A 21,396-nucleotide genomic window follows, 5' to 3' on the forward strand; every position below is an offset into this window, starting at 1 on the left:
TCAAATGCAGTATATACTCGGGTTATAGAACTTACTATAAACCAATATTGGAGTGGTACACAAGATGAAGGATACAATGCGTATAGGTACATTAGTTGGTGGCGGAGATGCTGTTAGAGTGATTCCGCAAATCGTAGGTCATGGCTTCGAATCTTTTAGCTTAACCTTCTGGCAGACTACAGGTGAAACAGATCTTGTGGAAACTGGTAAGCGTGTGCAAGAACTTGCGGCAAAACATGATTTTGTGATTTCATCGGTTGGCATCTTTGGCAATCCTTTGACGAATACGGGTGACAATTCCGATGCATTAGCGAGCTGGGAACGGCTTATTGATCATGCTCATGTATTTGGTACTGATATGGTATCAGGATTCACGGGACGACTACCAGGAGTGTCCATTGATGAATCGATTCCGAAGTTTGCCGAGGTATTTGGTGAGCTGACAAAAAGAGCAGCAGATCGCGGAGTAAGAATTGCTTTTGAGAACTGTTCCATGGATGGCAATTGGACTTCAGGGGACTGGAATATCGCTCATCATCCAATAGCCTGGGAAAAGATGTTTAACGCTGTCCCTGCCGACAATATGGGACTCGAATGGGAGCCTTGCCATCAGATGGTGCAGTTGATTGACCCGATTCCACAGCTGCGCAAATGGACAGATAAGATTTTCCATGTACACGGCAAGGATGCCACCATCGCTTGGGATATTGTAAAAGAATATGGAATCCACGGCCCGAAACCTTATGTATGGCACCGTACTCCGGGTTTTGGTGATACGAACTGGACAGATGTGATCTCCATTTTGCGTCAGGCTGGTTATAAAGGCACCATTGATATTGAAGGTTGGCATGATCCTGTCTATCGGGATGAACTGGAAATGATGGGTCAAGTACATGCCTTGAATCATTTAAAACAATGCCGCGGGGGCAGCTTTGTGCCTAATCCGCTTTAATAAGTCAGGGGGAGAAATATGACAGCACAGTATCGGGTAGTAGTTGCAGGTTGCGGAGGAATGGCTAATGCATGGATTGAATACGCTTTATTGCGTCCAGATACTAAGATCGTTGCTCTAGTAGATATAAGGTTGGAGTCAGCTGAGGCGATGGCCGCGAAGCATGGGATTTCATGTCTGACGTTTACGGATATTAAGCAGGCGATACAGGAGACCGCAGCAAATCTCGTCTTTGACGTTACTGTTCCCGGAAGTCATTTCAATATTTCTAGCACTGCATTGGAACTTGGATGTAATGTGTTTAGTGAGAAACCTTTAGCTGAGACTATGGAGGAATGTAATAAGATTGTTGAGATCTCGGAACGGACTGGAAACGCTCATGCGGTGATGCAGAACCGCCGTTATGATCCTCGTATTCGTTCTTTAAGAAAAATCATAGAATCAGGAACGATTGGTAGAACAGGATTTATCGGTGCAAGCTTTTTCCTTGGGGCTCATTTCGGGGGGTTCCGTGATGTTATGAAAAGTCCGTTGCTGCTGGATATGGCGATTCATACCTTCGACCAGGCCCGGTTTATTAGTGGCGCGAACCCTGTGTCCGTATACTGTCAGGAGTTTAATCCTCCCGGTTCATGGTATGAGGGGAATGCGTCGGCAGTGTGCATTTTCGAGATGTCCGACGGTTCAATATTTACCTATCAGGGATCTTGGTGTGCAGAAGGTGCATCCACGTCATGGGAAGCTTCTTGGCGGGTTAACGGGGAGAAAGGAACCGCAATCTGGGATGGTCATGAGCTGCCATATGCTGAGGTAGTTACTGCAGGAGATCAGAGTGATAAGTTCATTCGTGACGTAAAGCGTGTAAATGGTGAAAACGTTGAGATGAGTAAAACATTCCATCACGGGTGTTTGGATGAGATGTTCTTGTCATTGGCAGAGCAACGTCCTGCAGAGACGAATTGTAGAGATAATCGGTATAGTATGGCAATGGTGTTCGGAGCGCTGGAAAGTGCCGAATCTGGCCGGAAAATCGATCTAGTGGAGTTTTGAGATTGACTTCTGTTACTACAATCGCCAGCAAGGAGATCAAAATGAATATTAGAGCTTACCGAGAATCGGATCTTAGTCAAATTGTCTCATTGTTCTACGAAACAGTTCATTCCGTAAACAAACAAGACTACTCACAGGAACAGCTGGATGCTTGGGCATCTAAAGAGGAAGAGGCCCTTAAGCTTAATACTTGGAGAGCTTCTTTACGTCAAAATATCACTTATGTAGCCGAAATTGATAATATTATTGTGGGCTTTTCTGATATGACAGCAGAAGGACATTTGGATCGATTATATGTTCACAAAGATTACCAAGGGCAAGGTGTAGCCTCTGCATTGGTGAATAAGTTTGAATTGAAAGCAAAAGAACAGGGTCTTTATGAAATGGATACCGAAGCAAGCATCACTGCTAAACCTTTTTTTGAACGATTGGGGTACCAGGTTATTGCGAAACAAAGTGTAGAACGAAAAGGTGTTTTGTTGGTCAATTATAGGATGAGCAAAAAAATAATGTAATTCAAAAAAAGCAGGTTGCTCATTAGAGCAGTCTGCTTTTTATGATAAGAAGGATATTCAAATTTACCCATCAATCAAGTTCATTAATGCTACAGTATCAAATCGATCCCCTTGAACTAACCATTTACCGTCCACATCAAAGAGAGTCAATATACCTTCCAAAGGTACACGTTTACTTTCTTTGTCATCCTTATCCAATAAAACAAGATCCACCGTATATTTTAACTCGACAATATCCTTTTTTTGTTCGGAAAGGTTGAATTTTAGGTTTTCCGGTTTTAAAGAAAGCTTTTGTTTATCAGCGATTTTAAATGGGATAGTTGTAATTCGGTTCGCTATAGCTTTTTCGGAAAAGTATTCTGTAAAATACGGTTTCATCTCTTCATTTCGCGCAAGAATGGATTCATCAGACATTAAATCCTCAGAAGCCTTGACGGTATATTCTACATTTTTATATTTCTCTGCGGCTTTAGTAGCATCATCTACTTCTGAACTACATCCCATAATTAACGCCAGGGATAATAATATCATGCTTAATATCAACGGTGATTTACGCATTAGTACACCCCCAATGTATTTGATCTTGCATTATTATACTTATATTACCATGTTGTGGTTTCATAATTTCAAGAAGAAAATGATTCAAATCCCTAAATATGGTATGGTGTAAATATGATCGTAAATTTGAGGAGATTAAACTAAAAAGTAGAATCGAAAGGATTATTAAAATGAACACAACCTTAAAATTTACTCACGGGAATAAAGTAGGACTGATTGCTTGTTCAGATGGTGTGAGAGTAGAAAACCTAGCAAAAGTAGAGGAATTAAAAAGAGTTTTGCATTCATTTGGACTCCATGTAGTGGTGGCTAATACTTTGTTTAGAAAAGAGGGTTATTTCAGCGGCAATCCCATGGAAAGAGCAGTGGAGCTGAATCAACTATTTAAAAATACTGAAATTAGCGCGATATTCGATATTTCAGGTGGGGATTCTGCCAATCAGATCTTAGAGTACATAGACTATGAAAGTATCCGAATGACCCCCAAACCCTTTTTCGGAATGAGTGATTTGTCAGTTATTTTGAACGCTTTATATACGCAAAATAATTCGAAATCCTATCATTATCAGTTGATGAATTTAGTGTCTTCTGATGGGGCGGAGCAGCAAAGGGCTTTTTATCGAACATTCTTCGAGGGTCAAAACGATCTTTACGATTTCCGGTATCATTGGGTTCGTGGTAACCAGATGAGCGGGATAGTAATCGGGGGGAATATTCGCTGCTTTTTGAAGCTGGCAGGGACAAGCTATTTTCCGGATCCTTCGGACAAAATTTTATTGTTGGAGAGTTTAAGTGGCAGAGCTAACAAAATAGTCTCCTTTTTTGCTCAGCTCCAGCAATTGAAATATTTTGATGCTTGTGCTGGATTGATTCTAGGGTCGTTTTCAGAACTTGAGAACTTTAATGAATTCCCGATAGTAGAAGAGTATGTGAAGGAAATTAGCCATTCCGCCTCCATTCCTATCATAAAGACAGCTGAGCTTGGGCATGGCAGTAACAGTAAGTGTATTGTTGTGGGTGATAAAATCACTTTGTAAAATTCTTTATCAAATTCCGCTTGCCAGAGAACTTGGAAATGGAGATTCACTTAAAAGGATCATTAGGTCAGCGTTTACTTGTGCAATTTGGACTGCATATTTATTGAAATCAGAGCGAGTACATAATACATTTGTAAAGTAATTTAAAAAAGTGTTTTAAAGGAGGGGTATGATGTCTACACAAGATTATCTATCAAAAGAAGAATTGAAAGATGCGATTCATATTGCCTATCAGTCTCTTGATCATGAATTTGATGGCATTGAGCACTCCCAAAGAGACAATCGTATGGAAGGGGTTGATCGTACCCCAGCAGAAATCATTGCTTATCAATTGGGCTGGTTGCATCTTGTTATGAAATGGGATAAGGATGAAAAAGCAGGGTTAACCGTTATTACACCTTCACCAGATTATAAATGGAATCAACTTGGCGGATTATATCAATCGTTTTATCATACATATGCTGCCTACTCATTAGATGAGTTAAGATCTTTATTTCAAGAGACAGAACATCAGTGGCAGAACTGGATTGATTCTTTAAGTGATGAAGAACTTTTTACGCAAGGCGTGCGGAAATGGACAGGAAACAATCCAAGATGGCCAATGGTCAAATGGATTCATATTAATTCAGTAGCACCGTTTAAGACTTTTCGTTCTAAGATTCGCAAATGGAAAAAGCTTAATGGAACTAAGGAAGTATAAAAGGACGGATGATTTTTGAAGAAGATATCTATTATTGTAAGTACATTTATATTTTTGATTGCATTAAGCTCGATTATATTTGTCGTAGTAAACAACTCTTCTAAACCTATTAAGAGTCCTGATAACATTGAACTAAAAGAGTTGGCGAATGGAAACAAAATACAAGTGGACTTCTCGGAGAAACCCACTATATTCGTGTTTTTCACCTCATGGTGTCCATATTGTAATGACGACGCTCCTAAGATTGTCTCATTGTATGAGAAATATAAAAATAGAGTGAACATATACGGAATCAATTTGCTTTATCAAGATGATCTTTCTGATGTAAAACAATACGTGGCGGATTACAACATTAAGTATCCCGTTCTCCTAGATGAGACAGGTGATCTCCATAAACAATTTGGTGAACAAGCTTTTCCTGCGTTGTTTTTTATAAACTCTGATGGCAAGGTCATGGATCAAATTATTGGCTCGACTGATTTTGACGCAATTGAGAGTTCGTTTAAGATTTTCATTAAAAACTATGATTAAGGAGGTTGAAATGAATACGATCCATTTAGAGGTTTTTGCAGCAAAAGATCAATCGGATGTAGATATATTTTGGGGACTTTTTAATAGTTACATTAATGAATTATCTCTCCACGTATCTATGGGCGATGATTTTGACCTGGATTACTTTTATTCAGACGAGTATAGAGAGATCATTGAAGAGCTAAGAACAAGAGATATAAATCCTTTAAATTTGTTTCTTATACATAAGGACGGTTCTGTGCTTGGATTTTTAATGTATGTTACTTATTTTGATGAGGGTGGAAAGTGTTTTTTAATGGAGTATTATATTGAACCTACGTATCGGAATTTAGGGTATGGTGAATTTGCCTATTCAATGGTCGAAAAACATGTTTATGCAGACGGTGCAAAGTATATCGAGTTAACCCCGACTAATGATGCAAATGAAAGGTTTTGGCGCAGTGTGGGGTATATGAAATCAACGGATATGGATGAGGATCATAAATACATTTATCGGAAATCACTTTGTATCTAAACCGTAAGGAGTTAATCCCTATGATCAAAAAAAGAAAGAAACTCATAATCATCACCGCATTTCTTTCATTTTTGCTTCTGATGCTGATTGTTGTCTATATGATAAATCCTCAACCTTTTATGTAGAACCAGATTTTTCAGAGGTCACAACAACGATACTTTTGAACGATATTGATCCAGACGGATTTAACTTCGATGTGATCGCCCATTCAGAAATTAATAGATGGTTTGGAATCTTTGTCAGGTTTAGTGGAGCTTATTGATGGATTAAATAATGGAAAAGATTTCAAAACAATCTATAAATCAATCGAATCCCAAAGCTAGGAGGTTGAGATGAAGAAATTCATTATTGTAATTCTAGCCATAATTGCTTTATTGCCATTACATGCGGTCTCCGCGGATTGGGCCGGTTCGTTTGTTGTTTATTCAGGTGACATCTACGAAATATCAGACGATGAACTCATCCCCTCCGAAGAAATCGATAAGAAGATAGGGCATGTAACTAAATATTCCGATGAGGAAGGCACGTACAGGGGAAATTTCTCGAATATTTATCCTAAAGGTACGCCCTACTACTCAATTATCAATACGGATCCAAAAGATTACATTGCTATTAAGACCCAAGAGGATATCTTTGTAAAAGCTTATAATAAAGGCCATTATCCCAATGATGAATTGGTTAAAAAAACGATTTGGATGTATTTCTTATTGGGGACATCGGTTATCGTCTTATTAATAATTTGGATAATGAAGCGGAAGAAAGCAGTGTTGTAGCTAGAACGGCGTGGTGGAAAATTCAAGTTCAAAGGGTGAATCTAGTGGAAGAAGCATCTAGTCTAATCAAAAAATTATCATGGCACACACGCGAAGAGGAAAAGGAAGATGCAATTAATAAGCTTCAATATATAAAGGATGAAGCTTTGCATTTATTAGTACAACCTATATCAAAAGACTATTGGGATGGAGCGGCTGAAACAGTCATACGTTTAGGATATCCACGTGTGAAAAGCATATTGCCGGGTTTGCTTGAATGGATACAAGATTTAAATTGGCCAGGTGCGGGGGAAATAGCTGGTTTTTTACTTGAAATAGGGGATCCGATGATTCCATATGTTAAAGATGTACTAAATCAACACAGCGATGATCAAGAATGGGTGTATTGGATTTTCGAAAAATTAATTGATCATTGGAACACGAAACAAGTCCAACAGATACAAGCAGAATTAATTAAGATTTCACAGGAAAAAGCCAATGACCTATCGGCATTAAGAATCTTATTAACTCACGGTATATACGCAAAAGATGTGGTCTGTGAAATAATCCAGCACAAAAAAGATGTCCTTGTATTTGAACTCAAGGAACTTCATGATACTCATCTTGAAATTGATTGTGAAGCTCTTCATAAAGAATTCTTAAATCAGCAGCCTAATGTAATTAAACAGTTTTATGAGCACAATAAAGAACGTTTTTATATATGTAATGCGATATCTAACCGCCAAGAAGTTTTAAGAGAAATAGAAATTTTTACTGCTGAGTTTCTCACTTCGTGAAGTTATCAAGCTTTGAAATAAATTGAAAGGAGACTAACCAATGAACAACATAAAAGTACTTCATTATGATGCTTTTTCTCCTTATCCCAACAAAGGAAATCCAGCTGGTGTAGTATTAGATGCGGCTCATTTGAGCGAAAGTGACATGCAAGCGATAGCTCATAAGGTCGGTTTTAACGAAACAGTTTTTGTAGTCTCATCAGATGTAGCTGATTTAAGGCTTAAGTATTTTACGCCAGCCCATGAGATCAATCTTTGTGGACATGCTACAATGGCATCTTTATTTGCTTTAAAAACAAAGGGGATCCTTGGTGAGGCTGGCTCGATAAAGATCGAAACAAACGTGGGGGTGCTACCCATTCAATTCAGTATGGTAACTTCATGATTGAAATTGATTGTCTGGGAGAAATCTGTCCAGTACCAGTAATGATGTTAAAAAAACATCAAAAAGCCATTCAAAATGGCGAACAGGTGATGCTGGTTACTGATCATAGCTGCGCAAAAGTTTCCATCACGGATTACTGTCGTGGTTCAAATTTGAAATGTACCATCCAAGAAGTTATTAATGGGGTATGGGAGATTACGATTGAGATATAAGTTCAACACAATGTATCAATCAATGTCTTTTCTATATAACGAATTAATTGTTTCGTATCATTGTCACAACGCTGATTATGTTTTTTTACCATGTAGACATCGTTATTTACTTGGAACTGATCAATATGAATAATCTTGAGTTGTTTACTATACAACTCTTTTTTTATGGACATATAAGGCAGAAAGGCAACACCATGTCCTCTAATTGCAGCAAGCTTTACCGCCTCAAGGGAGTCCAGATTAAACAGTATGTTTAATTTAAGCTCACTCGCAGATATGTTATTTAAAGCCCTTTGCACACAATGAAGCTGTGAGGACCAGATTAACGGATATTTAGGGAGCTCATTCAGTGTGATTTTATCAGGACAAACGGTCGTACTGCTTGCCACTAGCATAACTTGATCAGAAAACACCATATTGGAGCTTAATTCAGATTTCGGGGAAGGTCCGGAAATAAAGCCAACATCACCTTCTTCAAGAAGCAAACGTTCTTCTACTAGTGACGATGCCCCTTCGTTTAGAGTGATATGGCAATTGGGAAAATGCTTTTTTACCTCATATAAGGTACATGGCAGGGCATAATTACAGACTTCTGGAATCGCATAAATAGACAGCTCATGTTGTGTTGGCTGTAAATGATTGATCTCTGTGACCATATCATCATACAATTTACAGATTTGCTCCGCATACTTCTCTGCTATAATCCCTGCTTCTGTTAGGCTGGCCCCTTTATTACTTCTCACAAAAAGCTCAGAACCCAAGGTATTCTCCCAGGATTTCAACTGCTGACTCAGTGCGGATTGGGTGATATGAGATTTCTGAGCGGCTTTAGATATACTTTTTAACGAAGCAATATCTAAAAATAATTTAAGCGTTTCCATATTCATACTTATTCCTCCTGTTGCCCGCTGTTAGTGCAAACTATAGCATACTTGATTACGCTCCATCTGTGCCATTAGTAACACTTATACAGCATAAAGAAAGCAGATAACCACAGCGCAAATAAGTATGTTACTATTTTCACATAGTCAATTACATAAAACGATGGAGGTGTTAGACTATGGGGCAAACCGTAAGTCCCGAAACGAAATCAATCCGAACCAGAGCTCCTAGAAAACCTAAAAAGAGTCAGTTGCCCATCGCGTTGCTGGTCACAGTTCTCATTATTGGGTTTGGTTTTTTCCTAGACCATTCCCACGATAAAATGGTTGTCTACCTGCTTTTCGGTATTTCGTTTGGCGTTATTTTGCAAAGATCACGTTTCTGTTTTACTGCATCACTTAGAGATCCATGTATTACAGGCAGCACATCGGTAACAAGAGCTGTACTGATAGCATTTTCTCTCGCTACGATCGGATTTACAGCCATAAAGTATCCAGCATTCCTGGAAGGTAAACCGATTCCTGGGATGGATAATGTGGGTCAAATCAGTTTTGCTTTGATAATTGGCGCAGTATTATTCGGAATTGGCATGGTTATTGCAGGGGGTTGCGCTTCGGGTACATTGATGCGTGTAGGTGAAGGATTCACGATGCAGATGTTGTCACTTGTGTTTTTTGTCATTGGGTCACTTTGGGGATCACATGATATGGGTTGGTGGAGAGCTAACGTTATAAAGGATGCACCCACTGTATTTTTACCAGACGTCTTTGGTTGGCTTGGAGCACTAGTTGTTCAGTTCCTGATCATTCTTCTGTTGTACATCGCTGCAGTTAAATGGCAAGAGAAAAAGATGGGAAGCGCAGATTAGTTTAAGTTATTACGTGAATATTTTCACTATTAGGAATTTTAAAAAATATAAAAGGTGGTTTTTAAGATGGCTGAATTTACACTTGATTGCCTGGGAGAAGCTTGTCCGGTACCGTTAATGAGAACAGAGAAGAAAATGACTGAACTAAATGTTGGAGACGTTCTAGTTGTTGCTATTGATCATAGCTGCGCAATGAAAAACGTACCAGAATGGGCGAGAAAACAGGGACATAATGTGGAAATCGAAGAGGTCGATGATGGCGAGTGGGAAGTTGTTATTGAGAAGGTAAAATAGGATCGCTAAGTAGGAAAGGACGGTGAATGAAACGGTGAACGAATTCTGGTTGAAGATATCGTCTAACCGCTTTTACAAGCAATTGCTCAAAGAACCGTTTACTTATGTAACTGGAGCTGTACTTCTCGCTGTGTTCGCTACAGCACATCTGGCTGTTTTCTCAAAAGGATGGGGAGTAACCAGCGCCTTCGCGGACTGGGGAGCTTGGGCGTATCGACTGGTAGGAGGAAATGTAGATAACTGGGCTTACTTTAGTACGGAGAAAGCTCAAAAAACATTATCTTCCGGATTTTTGAATGATGGTGGGTCTATTCGAAATGTAGGGATTATCTTAGGTGCATTAGCAGCGACATTGTTTGCTTCCGAGTTCAAGCTTAAGAAAATTAAGTCCAAAAAGCAGGTAGTGGCGGCTGTACTTGGTGGGTTGCTCATGGGGTACGGAGCTAGACTGGCTAATGGATGTAATATAGGTGCATTATTTACGGCTATAGCTTCTTTATCGCTTTCAGGCTGGATTTTTGGATTGTTCCTGCTGGTTGGTGCATTTATAGGCAGTAAATTATTAGCCAAATTCTTTATGTAAAAGTGAAATAGACTGAGCTTATAGTGCTGACGAGAGTCAGCCTATTTTATTGAAATCATAGTCTACACAGGAGGGTCAATTGAAATGGAAAAGAAGACAGAACAGTATGATGTCGTCATTATCGGTGGCGGGGCTGCTGGATTAACAGCAGGGATCTATTGTGGACGAGCAAAATTGAAGACACTTCTTTTGGAAAAATCGCTGGTAGGCGGTCTTGCGACTTATACTAATGAAATAGAAAATTATCCTGGTTTTCCTGAAGGAACGACCGGAACAGATCTTATGGGATTATTTCATAAACAAGCCAAAAAATTTGGTGTTGATTTCAAAATGACAGATGTCAAATCTGTCTCGGCAGCGGAAGAGATAAAAGTAGTGGAAACCTTTCGGGTTCGATATGAATGTAAAGTCATTATCATAGCCAGTGGAGGAAAACCAAGAATTACAGGTGCAGCTAATGAAGATATGTTCTTATATGATAAAGGAATTTCCTTCTGTGCAACCTGTGACGCTGCGGCAAATACGGGGAAAACAGTTATGGTCGTTGGCAGTGGTGATGCAGCTATTGAGGAAGGGATGTTTCTGACTAAGTTTGCAGATAAAGTGATCGTATCTGTCATGCATGATCATGGGAAAATGGATTGTAATGAAATTGCCAAAACGCAGGCACTAGAAAACCCTAAAATGAAATTCATGTGGAATACGGTGGTAAGTTCTTTCGAAGGTGAGGAACGTTTGAATTCCGTCGTCCTGAAAAATTTAAAATCTAATGAACTGCAAAGCGTTAAGGTCGATTCATGTTTCTTATTTATTGGATACACCCCGAACACAGAAGTTTTATCAGGGGTAGTAGACTTAAATCGTAATGGATATGTACTTATTAATGAGAAAATGGAAACGAATATACCTGGGGTCTTTGCAGCAGGAGATGTGTGCGATAAATTTCTAAAACAAGTTGCTACCGCTGTTGGCGATGGTGCCATTGCAGGGTATGGTGCAGAGAAGTATATCTCTGAATGTGAGGTGTATGAGCATCAAATTCTGAATCAAGGCAAAGCATCTGTTGTTTATTTATGGAATGCCACAGATCCTTCCTGTCGGGAGTTATTGCCTTTAATTGAGGGATTTGAGCAATCCCATTCGGATGTCAGGGTCACAAAGGTAGATGTATATAAGTCACCCGGACTTGCTGCCAAGCTAGGGATAGATTCAGTTCCTTCTATTGTTTATCTGGATAATGGGAAGGTCCAAAAAGTAATTACTGAAAAGATAAATGAAGAAATACTGAGGACTCTTGCTAATTAAGGAGAAAGTCAAAGACACATGCAGATGTTATCTCTGTATGTGTCTTTTTTTATTCAAGCTTAAGGAATATGAGACGAGCTAATGCAAGAGAGTGTCAAAGTATCAATAATAGTTGTTTTGTCATATATTTTTGAAAGCGCTTAAACCTTATGATTATTTTATAAATGTTGCAACTATAGCGGAGGGAGAAAGGACATCAATTATCTGTACATATCTTCAAAATCATCACAAGGAGGATTCACCTATGGCGAACGCAAGCGTCGCACCAGACAAGAGATCCGGACCGAATCTAAACAAGCAACGAACTAGCGGGATCAGACGCTTTTTTAAGCAAATAGATCTACAGCTTATGGTATTGCCAGCACTTGTTCTAGTTTTTATTTTTGCCTATATCCCCATGTACGGGATTCTAATTGCATTCCAGGATTACAAGTTAGGGAATAGCTTTATTAGCAGTGACTGGGTTGGCTTAAAGCACTTTATTTACTTCTTTAATGCTCCTGAATTTGAAGTGGTTATGAAAAATACAATCATCATCAGCTTACTGAAGTTTTGTTTTGGATTTCCTGCACCGATTATTTTGGCGTTAATGCTGAACGAAGTCCGTAAGATGTTCTTTAAACGGGTGATTCAGACCGTTACTTACTTGCCTCACTTCTTATCTTGGGTAGTTATCGGCTCAATGGTTACCTCGATGTTATCCGTAGATAACGGCAGTATAAATATGCTGCTTGAGAAATTGAAATTCATTGATGAACCGATCAACTTCCTTTCCATGACAGAATATTTCTGGGGCATTTTAGTTACAACCAATGTATGGAAAGAAATTGGATTTGCTTCAATCGTGTACTTAGCTGCCATTGCTGGTATTGATCCGCATTTATACGAAGCGGCTTCGATGGATGGTGCAAGTCGGTTTAAACAGATATATTTGATAACGTTGCCTTCAATTATGCCAGTTGTAATCATCTTTATGATTTTGGCAATCGGTAATCTGGTGAATGCAGGATTCGAAGATATTTTGATCCTAGCTTCCAATCCAGCTCTACGAGAAGTGTCAGATTCAGTTGATGTATATGTTGTACGTGTCGGTATAGACAATTTCAGGTACTCCTATGCGACTGCTATCGGATTGTTCAAGGCCGTGATCAGCGTGACATTACTTACCTTTGCCAACTTCATTGCCAGAAGAGCAGGGAACAGCTTGTGGTAATGAATTACTCAATATAGGGGGACCAAACTATGAAACGTATTAATATAGGAGATCGAATATTTATAGGATTCATATATGTATTTTTGACCTTACTGGCATTTTCCGCTTTTTATCCATTTTGGAACTCACTTGTTATTTCCTTTAATGAGGGGATGGATACTTCGAAAGGTGGAGTTACTTTCTGGGTCCGTGAGTTCACGCTTGAGAATTATAAGATCGTTTTTGAAGATTCTCGTCTAATGGGTGGATTCGTCATTGCTACATTGCGGACAGTAATCGGTACAGTAACAGCGATACTGGCCACTTCGATATTCGCTTATGGAATGTCGAAGCGTGAACTGATGGGTCGCAAATACTACATGATTATGTGTATCATTACTATGTATTTCGGTGGGGGACTCATTCCGTCATACATGCTTATCAGAAGTTTAGGTCTCTTCAACTCATTTTGGGTGTTTATAATTCCTGCACTGGTCAGCGTATGGAATATGATCATATTCCGGACCTTCTTTCAAGGTCTTCCACAAGGTTTAGAGGAGTCAGCAAAGATTGACGGTTGCGGATATTGGGGGACTTTTGTCCGCATCGTGCTTCCTTTGTCAGGACCAGTTATAGCAACATTATCTTTGTTCACAGCAGTAAATCACTGGAATGAGTGGTTCGTAGCGAGTATTTACATTACGAAAGAGGAGTTAATGCCGATTCAGACCATCTTAAGGCAGATATTGTTCTCTAATATTGCTTCAGAACAGCTGTCTAATGTAGATGCAAGCTCCATTGCTCATATTAACTCGGCTAAGAAAATAACCTCGAAGTCATTAACGATGGCTACGATCATGGTTGCAACCATTCCGATTGTATGTGTGTATCCATTCCTACAAAGATTCTTCGTTAAAGGGGTCTTGGTCGGATCATTGAAAGAGTAGGATGATAGAATGAGATTGGGTTTAGAGCGTATTGCTTTGAACATAGATTACAAATTGAAAGGGGAAAATACATTGAAGACTAAGAGAAAGATGCTTCTCGGTATGATGTCTACCTTGCTATTAACGACTTTGGTGGCGGGTTGTGGTGGCAACAATTCAAGCGCTCCGGCGGCAACTGCTGAACCAGAGAAAGAAGGAGGAACAGCGGTCAACACAGCAACTGAAGCTCCTGCGGCTGATTTGTATGAATTAGGGAAAGAACCGCTTGAAATCTCATTCTACGGAAATTACGGCTGGTATCAAATGCCGAAATGGGGCAAAGATGCTGCTTCTAAATGGATTTTAGATAATCTGAAGATCAATGTCACAGGAATTAGCTCTGGTGGTAATAACGCTCAAAAGCTGCAAACGATGATCGTTGGTAACGAGCTGCCGGATATTGTGTGGACCGAGAAAGGTGCTGACGTAGAACGTCTTCGCCAAGCGGATATGCTAGTTCCTTTGGATGAATATATTGATAAATATCCAAACTTTAAGAAATACTTAACAGCTGGACATTTGGAATTGCTTCGTTCCCCTGATGGGAAGATCTATCAGCTGCCGAATTATTATACAACTCAACCAAACGGAAACGCCGGTTATGCTATTAATAAAAAGATTTACAAAGAGCTTGGTTCTCCTAAGCTAGAAACGACAGATGATTTGTATGCTTATTTAAATGCTGTTAAGGCGAAGTTCCCTGACGTTATTCCGTTCGAGACGGGTTTAGCGAGAGATGGTAACGGAATTGACCAGTTATTCTCCTCTTTTAAAGAGAGTAATCTGTCGTATACTAGAATATACGCCGTACCTGATGGCGACAAAATGGGTTCGATATACAAGGATGAAGGATTCCGTGAGTCAGTTGTATTTGCTGCTAAATTAATGCGTGAGAAGCTAATGACGCAGGATGCGAATACTCAAACAGAAGATCAAATTAGAGAGAAAGCGATGAATGGCAAGTTTGCTGTTATTGCGACTTTTGATCCAATGAAATTGCTCGCCACTGCTGATGAAGAGATGAAGAAGACGGATCCGGAAGCTGGATATATGTTTATTAAACCGATTTACAAAGCTGGTTTGGATCAAAGTAAGATTACTCCAGGAACGTATAATCAGTTAGGTTGGAACGTTGCTACAATCACTAAAAACGCTAAAAATCCAGAGGCTGTATTCGCTATGCTTGACTGGATGACAGGACCAGAAGGTTCTATGGTTCTTAACTGGGGTCCTCCAGGACCAGAAGGGTATTGGGATGGATTTGAAGCAGATGGACTTACTCCTAAATTTAATAAAGATAAATATCTGAATGAGCCAGAAGCTCTGTCCGAAATTAACGGAAAAGCCGGTGACTTGGTATGGGTAGGTAATACTGTTTTCTTGGATAATACAAAGAAAATGATGTTGCAAACCCTTCCAGCTGACAAGATTGACTTTAGTAACCGTTGGCAGATGGAAGTAACTTGGGCTTCGCAAGGTGACTTTACGGAGTTCCTGAATTGGGATCCGGCTCCAGACAGTGAAGAAGGGATTATCAGACAAAGTGTCAGAGATATCTGGTTAACAGCAAGAGCAAAATCGATGTATGCGAAGACTGATGCAGAAGCATTAGCAATTCTTGATAAAGCACATGAAGATTCTATCAAGGTTGGCTATGAGAAATTTCTTGATTATGTAACAAAAGTATGGACAGAAAATAAGAAAGCTTTAGGTAAATAATAATTTGTAATACGAAGGTTTGCTATTTAGCAAGCCTTCGTTTTTACGTCCCATTTCTTGTACTCATTGTTTTATCAGCTGTTAGGGAAGAGAATGAATGGTATACTGAAAAAGATTGGTTAGTAGATTCAGCAGGTTGGTTTAAAAACATTTCAAAGGGGGATTGTGTTGATGTACAACGTATTATTAGTAGACGATGAGATGCTTGATCTTGAAGGCATGAGACAATTCATTCCTTGGAATGAACTGGGTATGCAGGTCGTGGAGGCAGCGAATAACGCGTTTACGGCATGCGATATTTTAGAACAGCATGTTATTGATATTATTGTTAGTGATGTGAATATGCCGAATATGTCGGGTCTAGAGCTGGCTCGGATTGCCATAGAGAAAAAAAACGATATACGTGTGATTTTTGTAAGCGGTTACCAGGATTTCAGCTATGTGAAACAGGCGCTTTCACTAAAAGCATATAGCTATGTCCTTAAGCCAATGGATGACAAGGAACTTATTGCTGCACTACAGAAAGTAAAGCAGGATTTAGATGATGAAAGTAAACGGCGTGACGTTGAAGAAGCTTATCAGCATATGATTCCTATGGCCAAAAATGATTTGTTGATCCGCTTATTTGAAGGGGAATGGGAGGGGGACACTCAAGCTGGAATGTTAAAGCTTATGAAGTCCTACGGTCTGGATAAGCTGGAATGGCCTATACGTGTGGCGGTTTTGGAGCTGGATTATTTCAACTGGTTGCAAGAACAGGATAATCTAACTAAACATCTAATGTCCAAGGACTTTCTGTATGAAGTGAATACTATTGCTCAGAAGCACGGTATGCCACATTGCTATAAGGTATCTTCTTATCGAATCGCGTTGTTGATTAACGAACAGGAGATGGAGAAGTTTATTGAAGAAATTTATGAGTCAATTCGCACAAAATTTCCTGTCACTATGACCGTAGGGGTAGGGAAGCCTACATTTGCTATGGACCAGGTCCACACCTCCTATCGGCAAGCTATGGAAGCCGTTGACGGAAAGATGTTTCTCGGCAAGGGCAAACTAATTATGTATGAAACGGTTAGCAGCGAACCTGGAATGATTGATGCCCGTACGTTGGATGCCCGTATGGATACGCTTTTTAAAGCGATGAAAGAATATGAGTTAGTCCTTATTTATGACGAGATCGATAAGCTGTTTAAATCCGTGAGTAGTTTAAGATCTAAATTCACGATTCATAATCTAGCCATGTATATTATATGGAAGCTGGATCAGCAGTTGAAAGAGGTTAGTGAGGATTTATTTGAAATCTTAGGTATGGAGTTACATAGTTTAGATATTTTGCTTCAATTCGATACGATCAGTGATATACGCTCTTGGCTTGTACTCAAAACGTTTGAAATATCCGAGTACCTACGCAGCAAAACAGAGTCAGTGAACAATAAACTGATTAGAGAAATTATGCAAATGATGAAGGATAAGATGAGCGAGAATTTTACGTTAAAGGATATTGCACAGCAGTTCTCTTTCTCACCCAACTATTTGGGATATCTATTTAAAGAGGAAACTGGGAAAACGTTCAGCGAAGTACTCATTCAGCTGCGAATGGAACAAGCCGGCAAGCTTTTGAAAGATCCGAAGTGTAAAATCTATGAAATCGCGAGCCAGGTAGGTTACCGTTATCTTCCTTACTTCAGCAGACAATTCAAAGAAGCCTATGGTATGACACCTATGGAGTATCGTAAGCGGGAGAAGTGATGGGGGATGATGTTGCATGAAACAACCAAGAAGTAAACATAAGTATGTGCCGATAGGGTATAAATTAATGCTGACGTATATTTTTTTCATTATTATCCCAGTATCTGTGATAGGTTTTGTCTCTCACTCTATGTACAATGATTCATTACGCGAGCATACAAGTTCGAATATTAAAGGTACGTTGTTACAAATTCGCGATAATATTGATTATAAAATGGGGGAAGTTACCCGGATATCAACGCAATTATATAGTGATTATGATTTCTATCGGAATCTGCGAAGCTATGAAGAAGGCTGGGAGAATTATGACCGGATGTCTATGAAGGTACTTCCAAAGCTGGACGTAGCTATTCAATCAACGGGTATGAGGATTGGGATGTCGCTATTTTTAAAGAATGAATCCATTCCTGAGATCTATTCGAATTCACTAGAGGGCTATCTGGATAATAGTAGCTTCTATCATCTTTACCATATGAACCGGATTGAAGGGAAATCCTGGTATTATGATTTTCCAACCGAGAAATATGCGGAGACTATGAAATGGTGGCAGATTGAGCGCGATGTAGAAAATAATCGTATCTCGTTGCTACGTAGATTAATAGATACATATGATCCTCTCGTACCTAAGGAGATTGGCTTCCTGCGGATTAATGTAGGCATTCCAGATCTGTTCAATAGTGTGAATTATACGAAGATAGGAAAAGGAAGTATTCTAATTTTAAAAAACGAGTTCGGAAGAACGATGTACCAATCGGGAGAACTACCAGAGCACTATTCCAACGAAGCCGAACTTAATAAGGATTACCTGACGATTAGTGAAACAGTTACAGTTTCTAACCAAGCTTGGCAATTAAACGCGCTAGTTCCAATTACGATTCTTGAACAGGATGCAGTGAAGGTACGACTGTTTATTATTTTGATGTGTCTCATCTGTTGTGTAGTTTTTAGTTTTGTCGGCATATTTATATCCCGATATTTTTCAATTCGGATTAATAAGTTCGTGTACGTGCTGAATGCCTATCGGGAAGGTGATCTTCACAAGCGTATTTCCTATCGAGGCAAGGATGAATTCTCTCAGATTGCAACCGCATTAAATGATATGGGCGAAAATATCGATATGTTGATTAAAGAGGTATATTTGACGCAGCTCCAGAAGAAGGAAGCAGAGCTTGAAATTCTGCAATCACAAATCAATCCTCATTTTCTATATAATACGTTGTCATCTATTATTCAATTAGCCAAGTTTGGTCAAAATGAGAAGCTGCAGCAGATGGTGCTGGAATTAGCGAAGTTTTATCGCCTGACGCTTAATGAAGGACGAACCATGATTCCGGTCCCGACTGAAATTGAGCAGGCAAACGCTTATTTAGAAATTCAGAAAATTAAATACGGTGATCGTCTGGAAGTTATGTTTGATTTTGATACAGAAATCTGGCCTTATGAGACTATAAAACTGATTCTACAACCCTTTATCGAGAACGTGCTGAAGCACGCCTGGTGTGGTGATCACATTCATTTACGCATTGTTGGGCGTAAAGAGGGCAATGATATTCTATTCCGCATCATTGATGATGGAATCGGCATGAGACAGGAACGTATTGATCAAATTTTTGATCCAAAGGGTCACACGAATACAGGTTATGGGGTCCGTAATGTGGATCAACGGATTAAACTACAATATGGATCTGAGTACGGCGTAACCATTTTTAGCCGTGTTGGAATTGGCACTTCTGTTCAGATACTAATTCCTGCTAATAAGGGCAAGCGTGGCATTCGTTCGAATGTTGTACATGATGAAAAGGGGTCTTAAAGCTAGTTTTTCTAGCCTAAGACCCCTTTAATTTTAATTAGAATCCTTTATATTGAGGCTCTTCGGACTCCAATTCGGTTACCCGGTTCTCTACTTGAGTTACGATTTGTTGTGTTTGCTCGGCTGCGTTCGTGAACAAGGTTTTTGCACTCTCGTTTTGTGTTTCTAGTGCAAATTGTTCAAGACTGGCTTGAGCACCTTTTAAAGAAGATAAACATGTTTTAACTTGTGAGGCTACTGTCATTGAGTTTCTCTCCTCTGTGTTGGATTATTAGCATGACGAATGCTATTGTCCTCAAATGCTTCTAGCGTTATGCAGGAAAAAAATTCATACTTCTAGTAATAGATGATTTTCCATAAATAAGTAGTGAAATTCCGGATTGAATGCGCCTTTATTGACAAATAATGAGTGTTAGTAAACAAGTTTTGATTCAAAAGGAGGGTAATTGTAATGCCGGAGTGGTTAGAGGTTGTAGTTCGAACGCTCTTTGCTGTGGTTGTACTTTTCTTTTTAACAAAATTACTGGGAAAGAGACAAGTATCGCAGCTCTCGTTCTTCGAGTATATTACGGGGATAACCGTCGGCAGCTTAGCCGCTTACATTTCTTTGGATACGGATAAGTTATGGCATTTAGGGCTCATTGCACTGATTGTATGGGTGGCTTGTTCTTTAGGGATCGAATACCTTCAGATGAAGAGTAAAAAAGCAAGAGACTTTATTGATTTCAAGTCCACCGTACTAATTAAGGACGGAAAAATACTCGAAGATCATATGAAAAAAGAACGTTTAACCACAGATGAACTGCTGGAGGAATTACGCAAAAAAGACGTTTTCAATATATCGGAAGTGGAATTTGCGATTATGGAATCTGATGGAGCCATAAATGTTTTACTCAAGAGTGAATATCAGCCGGTAACCCCTAAGCAATTGGGTATAAAGGTTGCCCCGGAGAAAGAGTCGCAAGTTGTCATTATGGATGGTAAAGTGCTCGACAAACCATTAGACACCCTAAACCTGACGCGAAGCTGGCTGGATGGAGCCCTTGAGAAAATGGGTTTTACGGTTGAGAATGTTTTTCTTGGACAAGTTGATTCTTATGGTGAGCTGACTGTCGATTTGTATGCAGATAACTTTAAAGTCCCACAGCCGCAGGATAAGCCTCAATTATATGCTTTGCTGAAAAAATGTGAAGCTGATTTAGAAATGTTCAGTTTATCAACAGATAATGAAAAAGCTAAAAAAATGTATGAGCAATGTTCGGAGCAATTGCAAGCTTCATTGAAGGTTTTAAAACCGTTAATTCAAAGCTAATGATAAAGATAAAGGCACTCTCGAGTAAAATCGAGGGTGTTTTTGTATATTAATTTAAATAAATGTAATAATATGGGCATAAAGTAGCTGTACAACTTCGAAATATTAATTATAGTTGAGATTAGGCTGGAGTTATAGATGACACAAGATTGGAGGAATGCCTTCGCTTTTTATTTACATCAGAAAACAAGGAGGAAGATGTTCACGTGAAACTAAAAAGAAGATTTTCATTCGGAATTATGGTTGCGCTTACAACTTCGCTGGTTCTAGGAAATTTGGCATGGAGTAACCCTACCGCTCAGGCAGCAAATATCTTCAGTAATGATTTTGAGAATGGAAATGCCGACAATTGGACGAGTACAACAGGAACTTGGTCTGTAGTTGAAGAAAGTGGCAATCATGTGTATTACCAATCCAGTCAAAACGAAGGACGTTCGTTCTCCGGTAGCAACACGTGGACAGATTACAGCGTTCAAGCTGATGTGAAGATTGATAACTTCAATGGGACTAATCGAACTTATGTGTGCGGGCGCTATGTTGACGGAAATAACTATTATGCTGCATCTCTGTCTAACAGTAATGGTGGGACGCTTGAAATACGAAAAAAAGTGAATGGTTCAAGTTCAACACTGGCTAGTAAAACTGATTTTCCTATAACTACAGGGACTGCCTATACAGTTAGGCTAGAGC

Annotated in this window: 24 protein-coding genes and 1 pseudogene; 22 read left to right on the forward strand and 3 right to left on the reverse strand. The window is 39.3% G+C overall.

Translation table 11 applies throughout. The features are described 5' to 3' along the window. The first annotated feature begins 64 nt into the window (after positions 1 to 64). The 3 genes from MHB56_RS27850 to MHB56_RS27860 are packed head-to-tail and all read left to right on the forward strand — an operon-like array spanning position 65 to position 2,517. Entirely contained in the window at positions 65 to 952 is an 888-nt protein-coding gene (locus MHB56_RS27850) for a sugar phosphate isomerase/epimerase family protein (RefSeq protein ID WP_076129303.1), read from the forward strand. Between the two features lie 18 nt (positions 953 to 970). Next, entirely contained in the window at positions 971 to 2,002 is a 1,032-nt protein-coding gene (locus MHB56_RS27855) for a Gfo/Idh/MocA family protein (protein ID WP_341144256.1), read from the forward strand. A 41-nt stretch (positions 2,003 to 2,043) separates the two neighbouring features. After that, complete coding sequence (locus MHB56_RS27860; protein ID WP_341144257.1) at positions 2,044 to 2,517, forward strand: GNAT family N-acetyltransferase; 474 nt, start codon at positions 2,044 to 2,046, stop codon at positions 2,515 to 2,517. Positions 2,518 to 2,580: 63 nt separating this feature from the next. On the opposite strand, the gene MHB56_RS27865 is transcribed toward MHB56_RS27860, so the two are convergent. Beyond that, positions 2,581 to 3,075 (reverse strand): hypothetical protein, encoded by a 495-nt coding sequence (locus MHB56_RS27865; protein ID WP_076129305.1) that lies wholly within the window; start codon positions 3,073 to 3,075, stop codon positions 2,581 to 2,583. Positions 3,076 to 3,245: 170 nt separating this feature from the next. Between MHB56_RS27865 and MHB56_RS27870 the strand changes: the two genes are divergently transcribed. The 9 genes and pseudogenes from MHB56_RS27870 (at position 3,246) to MHB56_RS27905 (ending at position 8,003) form a co-directional block, all read left to right on the forward strand. After that, positions 3,246 to 4,112: a S66 family peptidase gene (locus MHB56_RS27870; protein ID WP_076281134.1), complete on the forward strand. Its 867-nt coding sequence runs from the start codon at positions 3,246 to 3,248 to the stop codon at positions 4,110 to 4,112. After that, positions 4,063 to 4,254 carry a DUF2569 family protein gene (locus tag MHB56_RS29910; protein ID WP_081383266.1) on the forward strand — a complete coding sequence of 64 codons (192 nt, stop codon included), beginning with the start codon at positions 4,063 to 4,065 and terminating at the stop codon, positions 4,252 to 4,254. The genes MHB56_RS27870 and MHB56_RS29910 overlap by 50 nt, the downstream gene beginning before the upstream one ends. Positions 4,255 to 4,284: 30 nt before the next feature. Continuing rightward, complete coding sequence (locus tag MHB56_RS27875; RefSeq protein WP_076129306.1) at positions 4,285 to 4,812, forward strand: ClbS/DfsB family four-helix bundle protein; 528 nt, start codon at positions 4,285 to 4,287, stop codon at positions 4,810 to 4,812. Positions 4,813 to 4,827: 15 nt separating this feature from the next. Continuing rightward, positions 4,828 to 5,343: a TlpA family protein disulfide reductase gene (locus MHB56_RS27880; protein ID WP_076129307.1), complete on the forward strand. Its 516-nt coding sequence runs from the start codon at positions 4,828 to 4,830 to the stop codon at positions 5,341 to 5,343. A 10-nt stretch (positions 5,344 to 5,353) separates the two neighbouring features. Continuing rightward, on the forward strand, positions 5,354 to 5,857 hold the full coding sequence (locus MHB56_RS27885) for a GNAT family N-acetyltransferase (RefSeq protein WP_076129308.1): 504 nt from the start codon (positions 5,354 to 5,356) through the stop codon (positions 5,855 to 5,857). Between the two features lie 332 nt (positions 5,858 to 6,189). Next, on the forward strand, positions 6,190 to 6,630 hold the full coding sequence (locus MHB56_RS27890) for a hypothetical protein (RefSeq protein ID WP_175618980.1): 441 nt from the start codon (positions 6,190 to 6,192) through the stop codon (positions 6,628 to 6,630). A gap of 44 nt (positions 6,631 to 6,674) precedes the next feature. Next, a complete protein-coding gene (locus MHB56_RS27895) occupies positions 6,675 to 7,406 on the forward strand; it encodes a DUF5071 domain-containing protein (RefSeq protein ID WP_076129375.1) in 732 nt (243 codons plus the stop codon). Between the two features lie 40 nt (positions 7,407 to 7,446). Further along, positions 7,447 to 7,773 (forward strand): annotated as a pseudogene (locus MHB56_RS27900) (PhzF family phenazine biosynthesis protein); the annotation flags it as partial. Between the two features lie 14 nt (positions 7,774 to 7,787). Continuing rightward, on the forward strand, positions 7,788 to 8,003 hold the full coding sequence (locus MHB56_RS27905; RefSeq protein ID WP_076129310.1) for a sulfurtransferase TusA family protein: 216 nt from the start codon (positions 7,788 to 7,790) through the stop codon (positions 8,001 to 8,003). A 2-nt stretch (positions 8,004 to 8,005) separates the two neighbouring features. Here MHB56_RS27905 and MHB56_RS27910 read toward each other — a convergent pair whose 3' ends face one another. Further along, complete coding sequence (locus MHB56_RS27910; protein ID WP_076129311.1) at positions 8,006 to 8,890, reverse strand: LysR family transcriptional regulator; 885 nt, start codon at positions 8,888 to 8,890, stop codon at positions 8,006 to 8,008. A 173-nt stretch (positions 8,891 to 9,063) separates the two neighbouring features. On the opposite strand from MHB56_RS27910, the gene MHB56_RS27915 reads away from it, so the two are divergent. The 9 genes from MHB56_RS27915 (at position 9,064) to MHB56_RS27955 (ending at position 19,394) form a co-directional block, all read left to right on the forward strand. Then, the gene (locus tag MHB56_RS27915) at positions 9,064 to 9,753 is read left to right on the forward strand and encodes a YeeE/YedE thiosulfate transporter family protein (RefSeq protein ID WP_076129312.1); all 690 of its coding nucleotides are present in this window, start codon (positions 9,064 to 9,066) and stop codon (positions 9,751 to 9,753) included. A gap of 66 nt (positions 9,754 to 9,819) precedes the next feature. Beyond that, a complete protein-coding gene (locus tag MHB56_RS27920; protein WP_076129313.1) occupies positions 9,820 to 10,047 on the forward strand; it encodes a sulfurtransferase TusA family protein in 228 nt (75 codons plus the stop codon). A 22-nt stretch (positions 10,048 to 10,069) separates the two neighbouring features. Next, positions 10,070 to 10,630, forward strand: a complete 561-nt coding sequence (locus MHB56_RS27925; protein ID WP_232061338.1) for a YeeE/YedE thiosulfate transporter family protein — start codon at positions 10,070 to 10,072, stop codon at positions 10,628 to 10,630. Between the two features lie 84 nt (positions 10,631 to 10,714). Then, positions 10,715 to 11,935: an FAD-dependent oxidoreductase gene (locus MHB56_RS27930; protein WP_076129314.1), complete on the forward strand. Its 1,221-nt coding sequence runs from the start codon at positions 10,715 to 10,717 to the stop codon at positions 11,933 to 11,935. A 244-nt stretch (positions 11,936 to 12,179) separates the two neighbouring features. Next, positions 12,180 to 13,148 (forward strand): ABC transporter permease, encoded by a 969-nt coding sequence (locus MHB56_RS27935; protein WP_076129315.1) that lies wholly within the window; start codon positions 12,180 to 12,182, stop codon positions 13,146 to 13,148. Positions 13,149 to 13,177: 29 nt separating this feature from the next. Further along, on the forward strand, positions 13,178 to 14,074 hold the full coding sequence (locus MHB56_RS27940) for a carbohydrate ABC transporter permease (RefSeq protein ID WP_036678249.1): 897 nt from the start codon (positions 13,178 to 13,180) through the stop codon (positions 14,072 to 14,074). A 72-nt stretch (positions 14,075 to 14,146) separates the two neighbouring features. After that, positions 14,147 to 15,832, forward strand: coding sequence for an extracellular solute-binding protein (locus MHB56_RS27945; protein ID WP_175618981.1), 1,686 nt, complete (start codon positions 14,147 to 14,149; stop codon positions 15,830 to 15,832). Positions 15,833 to 16,003: 171 nt separating this feature from the next. After that, positions 16,004 to 17,584: a response regulator gene (locus tag MHB56_RS27950; RefSeq protein ID WP_076185961.1), complete on the forward strand. Its 1,581-nt coding sequence runs from the start codon at positions 16,004 to 16,006 to the stop codon at positions 17,582 to 17,584. Between the two features lie 16 nt (positions 17,585 to 17,600). Then, complete coding sequence (locus tag MHB56_RS27955) at positions 17,601 to 19,394, forward strand: sensor histidine kinase (RefSeq protein ID WP_076185958.1); 1,794 nt, start codon at positions 17,601 to 17,603, stop codon at positions 19,392 to 19,394. A 37-nt stretch (positions 19,395 to 19,431) separates the two neighbouring features. Here the strand turns inward: MHB56_RS27955 and MHB56_RS27960 are convergent, their stop codons facing one another. Then, a complete protein-coding gene (locus MHB56_RS27960) occupies positions 19,432 to 19,638 on the reverse strand; it encodes a DUF1657 domain-containing protein (protein ID WP_036678243.1) in 207 nt (68 codons plus the stop codon). 207 nt (positions 19,639 to 19,845) lie between these two features. On the opposite strand from MHB56_RS27960, the gene MHB56_RS27965 reads away from it, so the two are divergent. Beyond that, positions 19,846 to 20,706 carry a DUF421 domain-containing protein gene (locus tag MHB56_RS27965; protein WP_076129318.1) on the forward strand — a complete coding sequence of 287 codons (861 nt, stop codon included), beginning with the start codon at positions 19,846 to 19,848 and terminating at the stop codon, positions 20,704 to 20,706. The last annotated feature ends 690 nt before the right edge of the window (positions 20,707 to 21,396 follow it).

The sequence above is a fragment of the Paenibacillus sp. FSL H8-0315 genome (assembly GCF_038005365.1).
Taxonomy (GTDB): Bacteria; Bacillota; Bacilli; order Paenibacillales; family Paenibacillaceae; genus Paenibacillus_AQ; species Paenibacillus_AQ odorifer.

Excerpts from the sequence above, each read along its gene's own strand:
- MHB56_RS27850 (WP_076129303.1), top strand. The coding sequence starts at position 65 with ATGAAGGATACAATGCGTATAGGTACATTAGTTGGTGGCGGAGATGCT.
- MHB56_RS27855 (WP_341144256.1), top strand. The coding sequence starts at position 971 with ATGACAGCACAGTATCGGGTAGTAGTTGCAGGTTGCGGAGGAATGGCT.
- MHB56_RS27860 (WP_341144257.1), top strand. The coding sequence starts at position 2,044 with ATGAATATTAGAGCTTACCGAGAATCGGATCTTAGTCAAATTGTCTCA.
- MHB56_RS27865 (WP_076129305.1), bottom strand. The coding sequence starts at position 3,075 with ATGCGTAAATCACCGTTGATATTAAGCATGATATTATTATCCCTGGCG.
- MHB56_RS27870 (WP_076281134.1), top strand. The coding sequence starts at position 3,246 with ATGAACACAACCTTAAAATTTACTCACGGGAATAAAGTAGGACTGATT.
- MHB56_RS29910 (WP_081383266.1), top strand. The coding sequence starts at position 4,063 with ATGGCAGTAACAGTAAGTGTATTGTTGTGGGTGATAAAATCACTTTGT.
- MHB56_RS27875 (WP_076129306.1), top strand. The coding sequence starts at position 4,285 with ATGTCTACACAAGATTATCTATCAAAAGAAGAATTGAAAGATGCGATT.
- MHB56_RS27885 (WP_076129308.1), top strand. The coding sequence starts at position 5,354 with ATGAATACGATCCATTTAGAGGTTTTTGCAGCAAAAGATCAATCGGAT.
- MHB56_RS27890 (WP_175618980.1), top strand. The coding sequence starts at position 6,190 with ATGAAGAAATTCATTATTGTAATTCTAGCCATAATTGCTTTATTGCCA.
- MHB56_RS27905 (WP_076129310.1), top strand. The coding sequence starts at position 7,788 with ATGATTGAAATTGATTGTCTGGGAGAAATCTGTCCAGTACCAGTAATG.
- MHB56_RS27910 (WP_076129311.1), bottom strand. The coding sequence starts at position 8,890 with ATGAATATGGAAACGCTTAAATTATTTTTAGATATTGCTTCGTTAAAA.
- MHB56_RS27915 (WP_076129312.1), top strand. The coding sequence starts at position 9,064 with ATGGGGCAAACCGTAAGTCCCGAAACGAAATCAATCCGAACCAGAGCT.
- MHB56_RS27920 (WP_076129313.1), top strand. The coding sequence starts at position 9,820 with ATGGCTGAATTTACACTTGATTGCCTGGGAGAAGCTTGTCCGGTACCG.
- MHB56_RS27930 (WP_076129314.1), top strand. The coding sequence starts at position 10,715 with ATGGAAAAGAAGACAGAACAGTATGATGTCGTCATTATCGGTGGCGGG.
- MHB56_RS27935 (WP_076129315.1), top strand. The coding sequence starts at position 12,180 with ATGGCGAACGCAAGCGTCGCACCAGACAAGAGATCCGGACCGAATCTA.
- MHB56_RS27940 (WP_036678249.1), top strand. The coding sequence starts at position 13,178 with ATGAAACGTATTAATATAGGAGATCGAATATTTATAGGATTCATATAT.
- MHB56_RS27950 (WP_076185961.1), top strand. The coding sequence starts at position 16,004 with ATGTACAACGTATTATTAGTAGACGATGAGATGCTTGATCTTGAAGGC.
- MHB56_RS27955 (WP_076185958.1), top strand. The coding sequence starts at position 17,601 with ATGAAACAACCAAGAAGTAAACATAAGTATGTGCCGATAGGGTATAAA.
- MHB56_RS27960 (WP_036678243.1), bottom strand. The coding sequence starts at position 19,638 with ATGACAGTAGCCTCACAAGTTAAAACATGTTTATCTTCTTTAAAAGGT.
- MHB56_RS27965 (WP_076129318.1), top strand. The coding sequence starts at position 19,846 with ATGCCGGAGTGGTTAGAGGTTGTAGTTCGAACGCTCTTTGCTGTGGTT.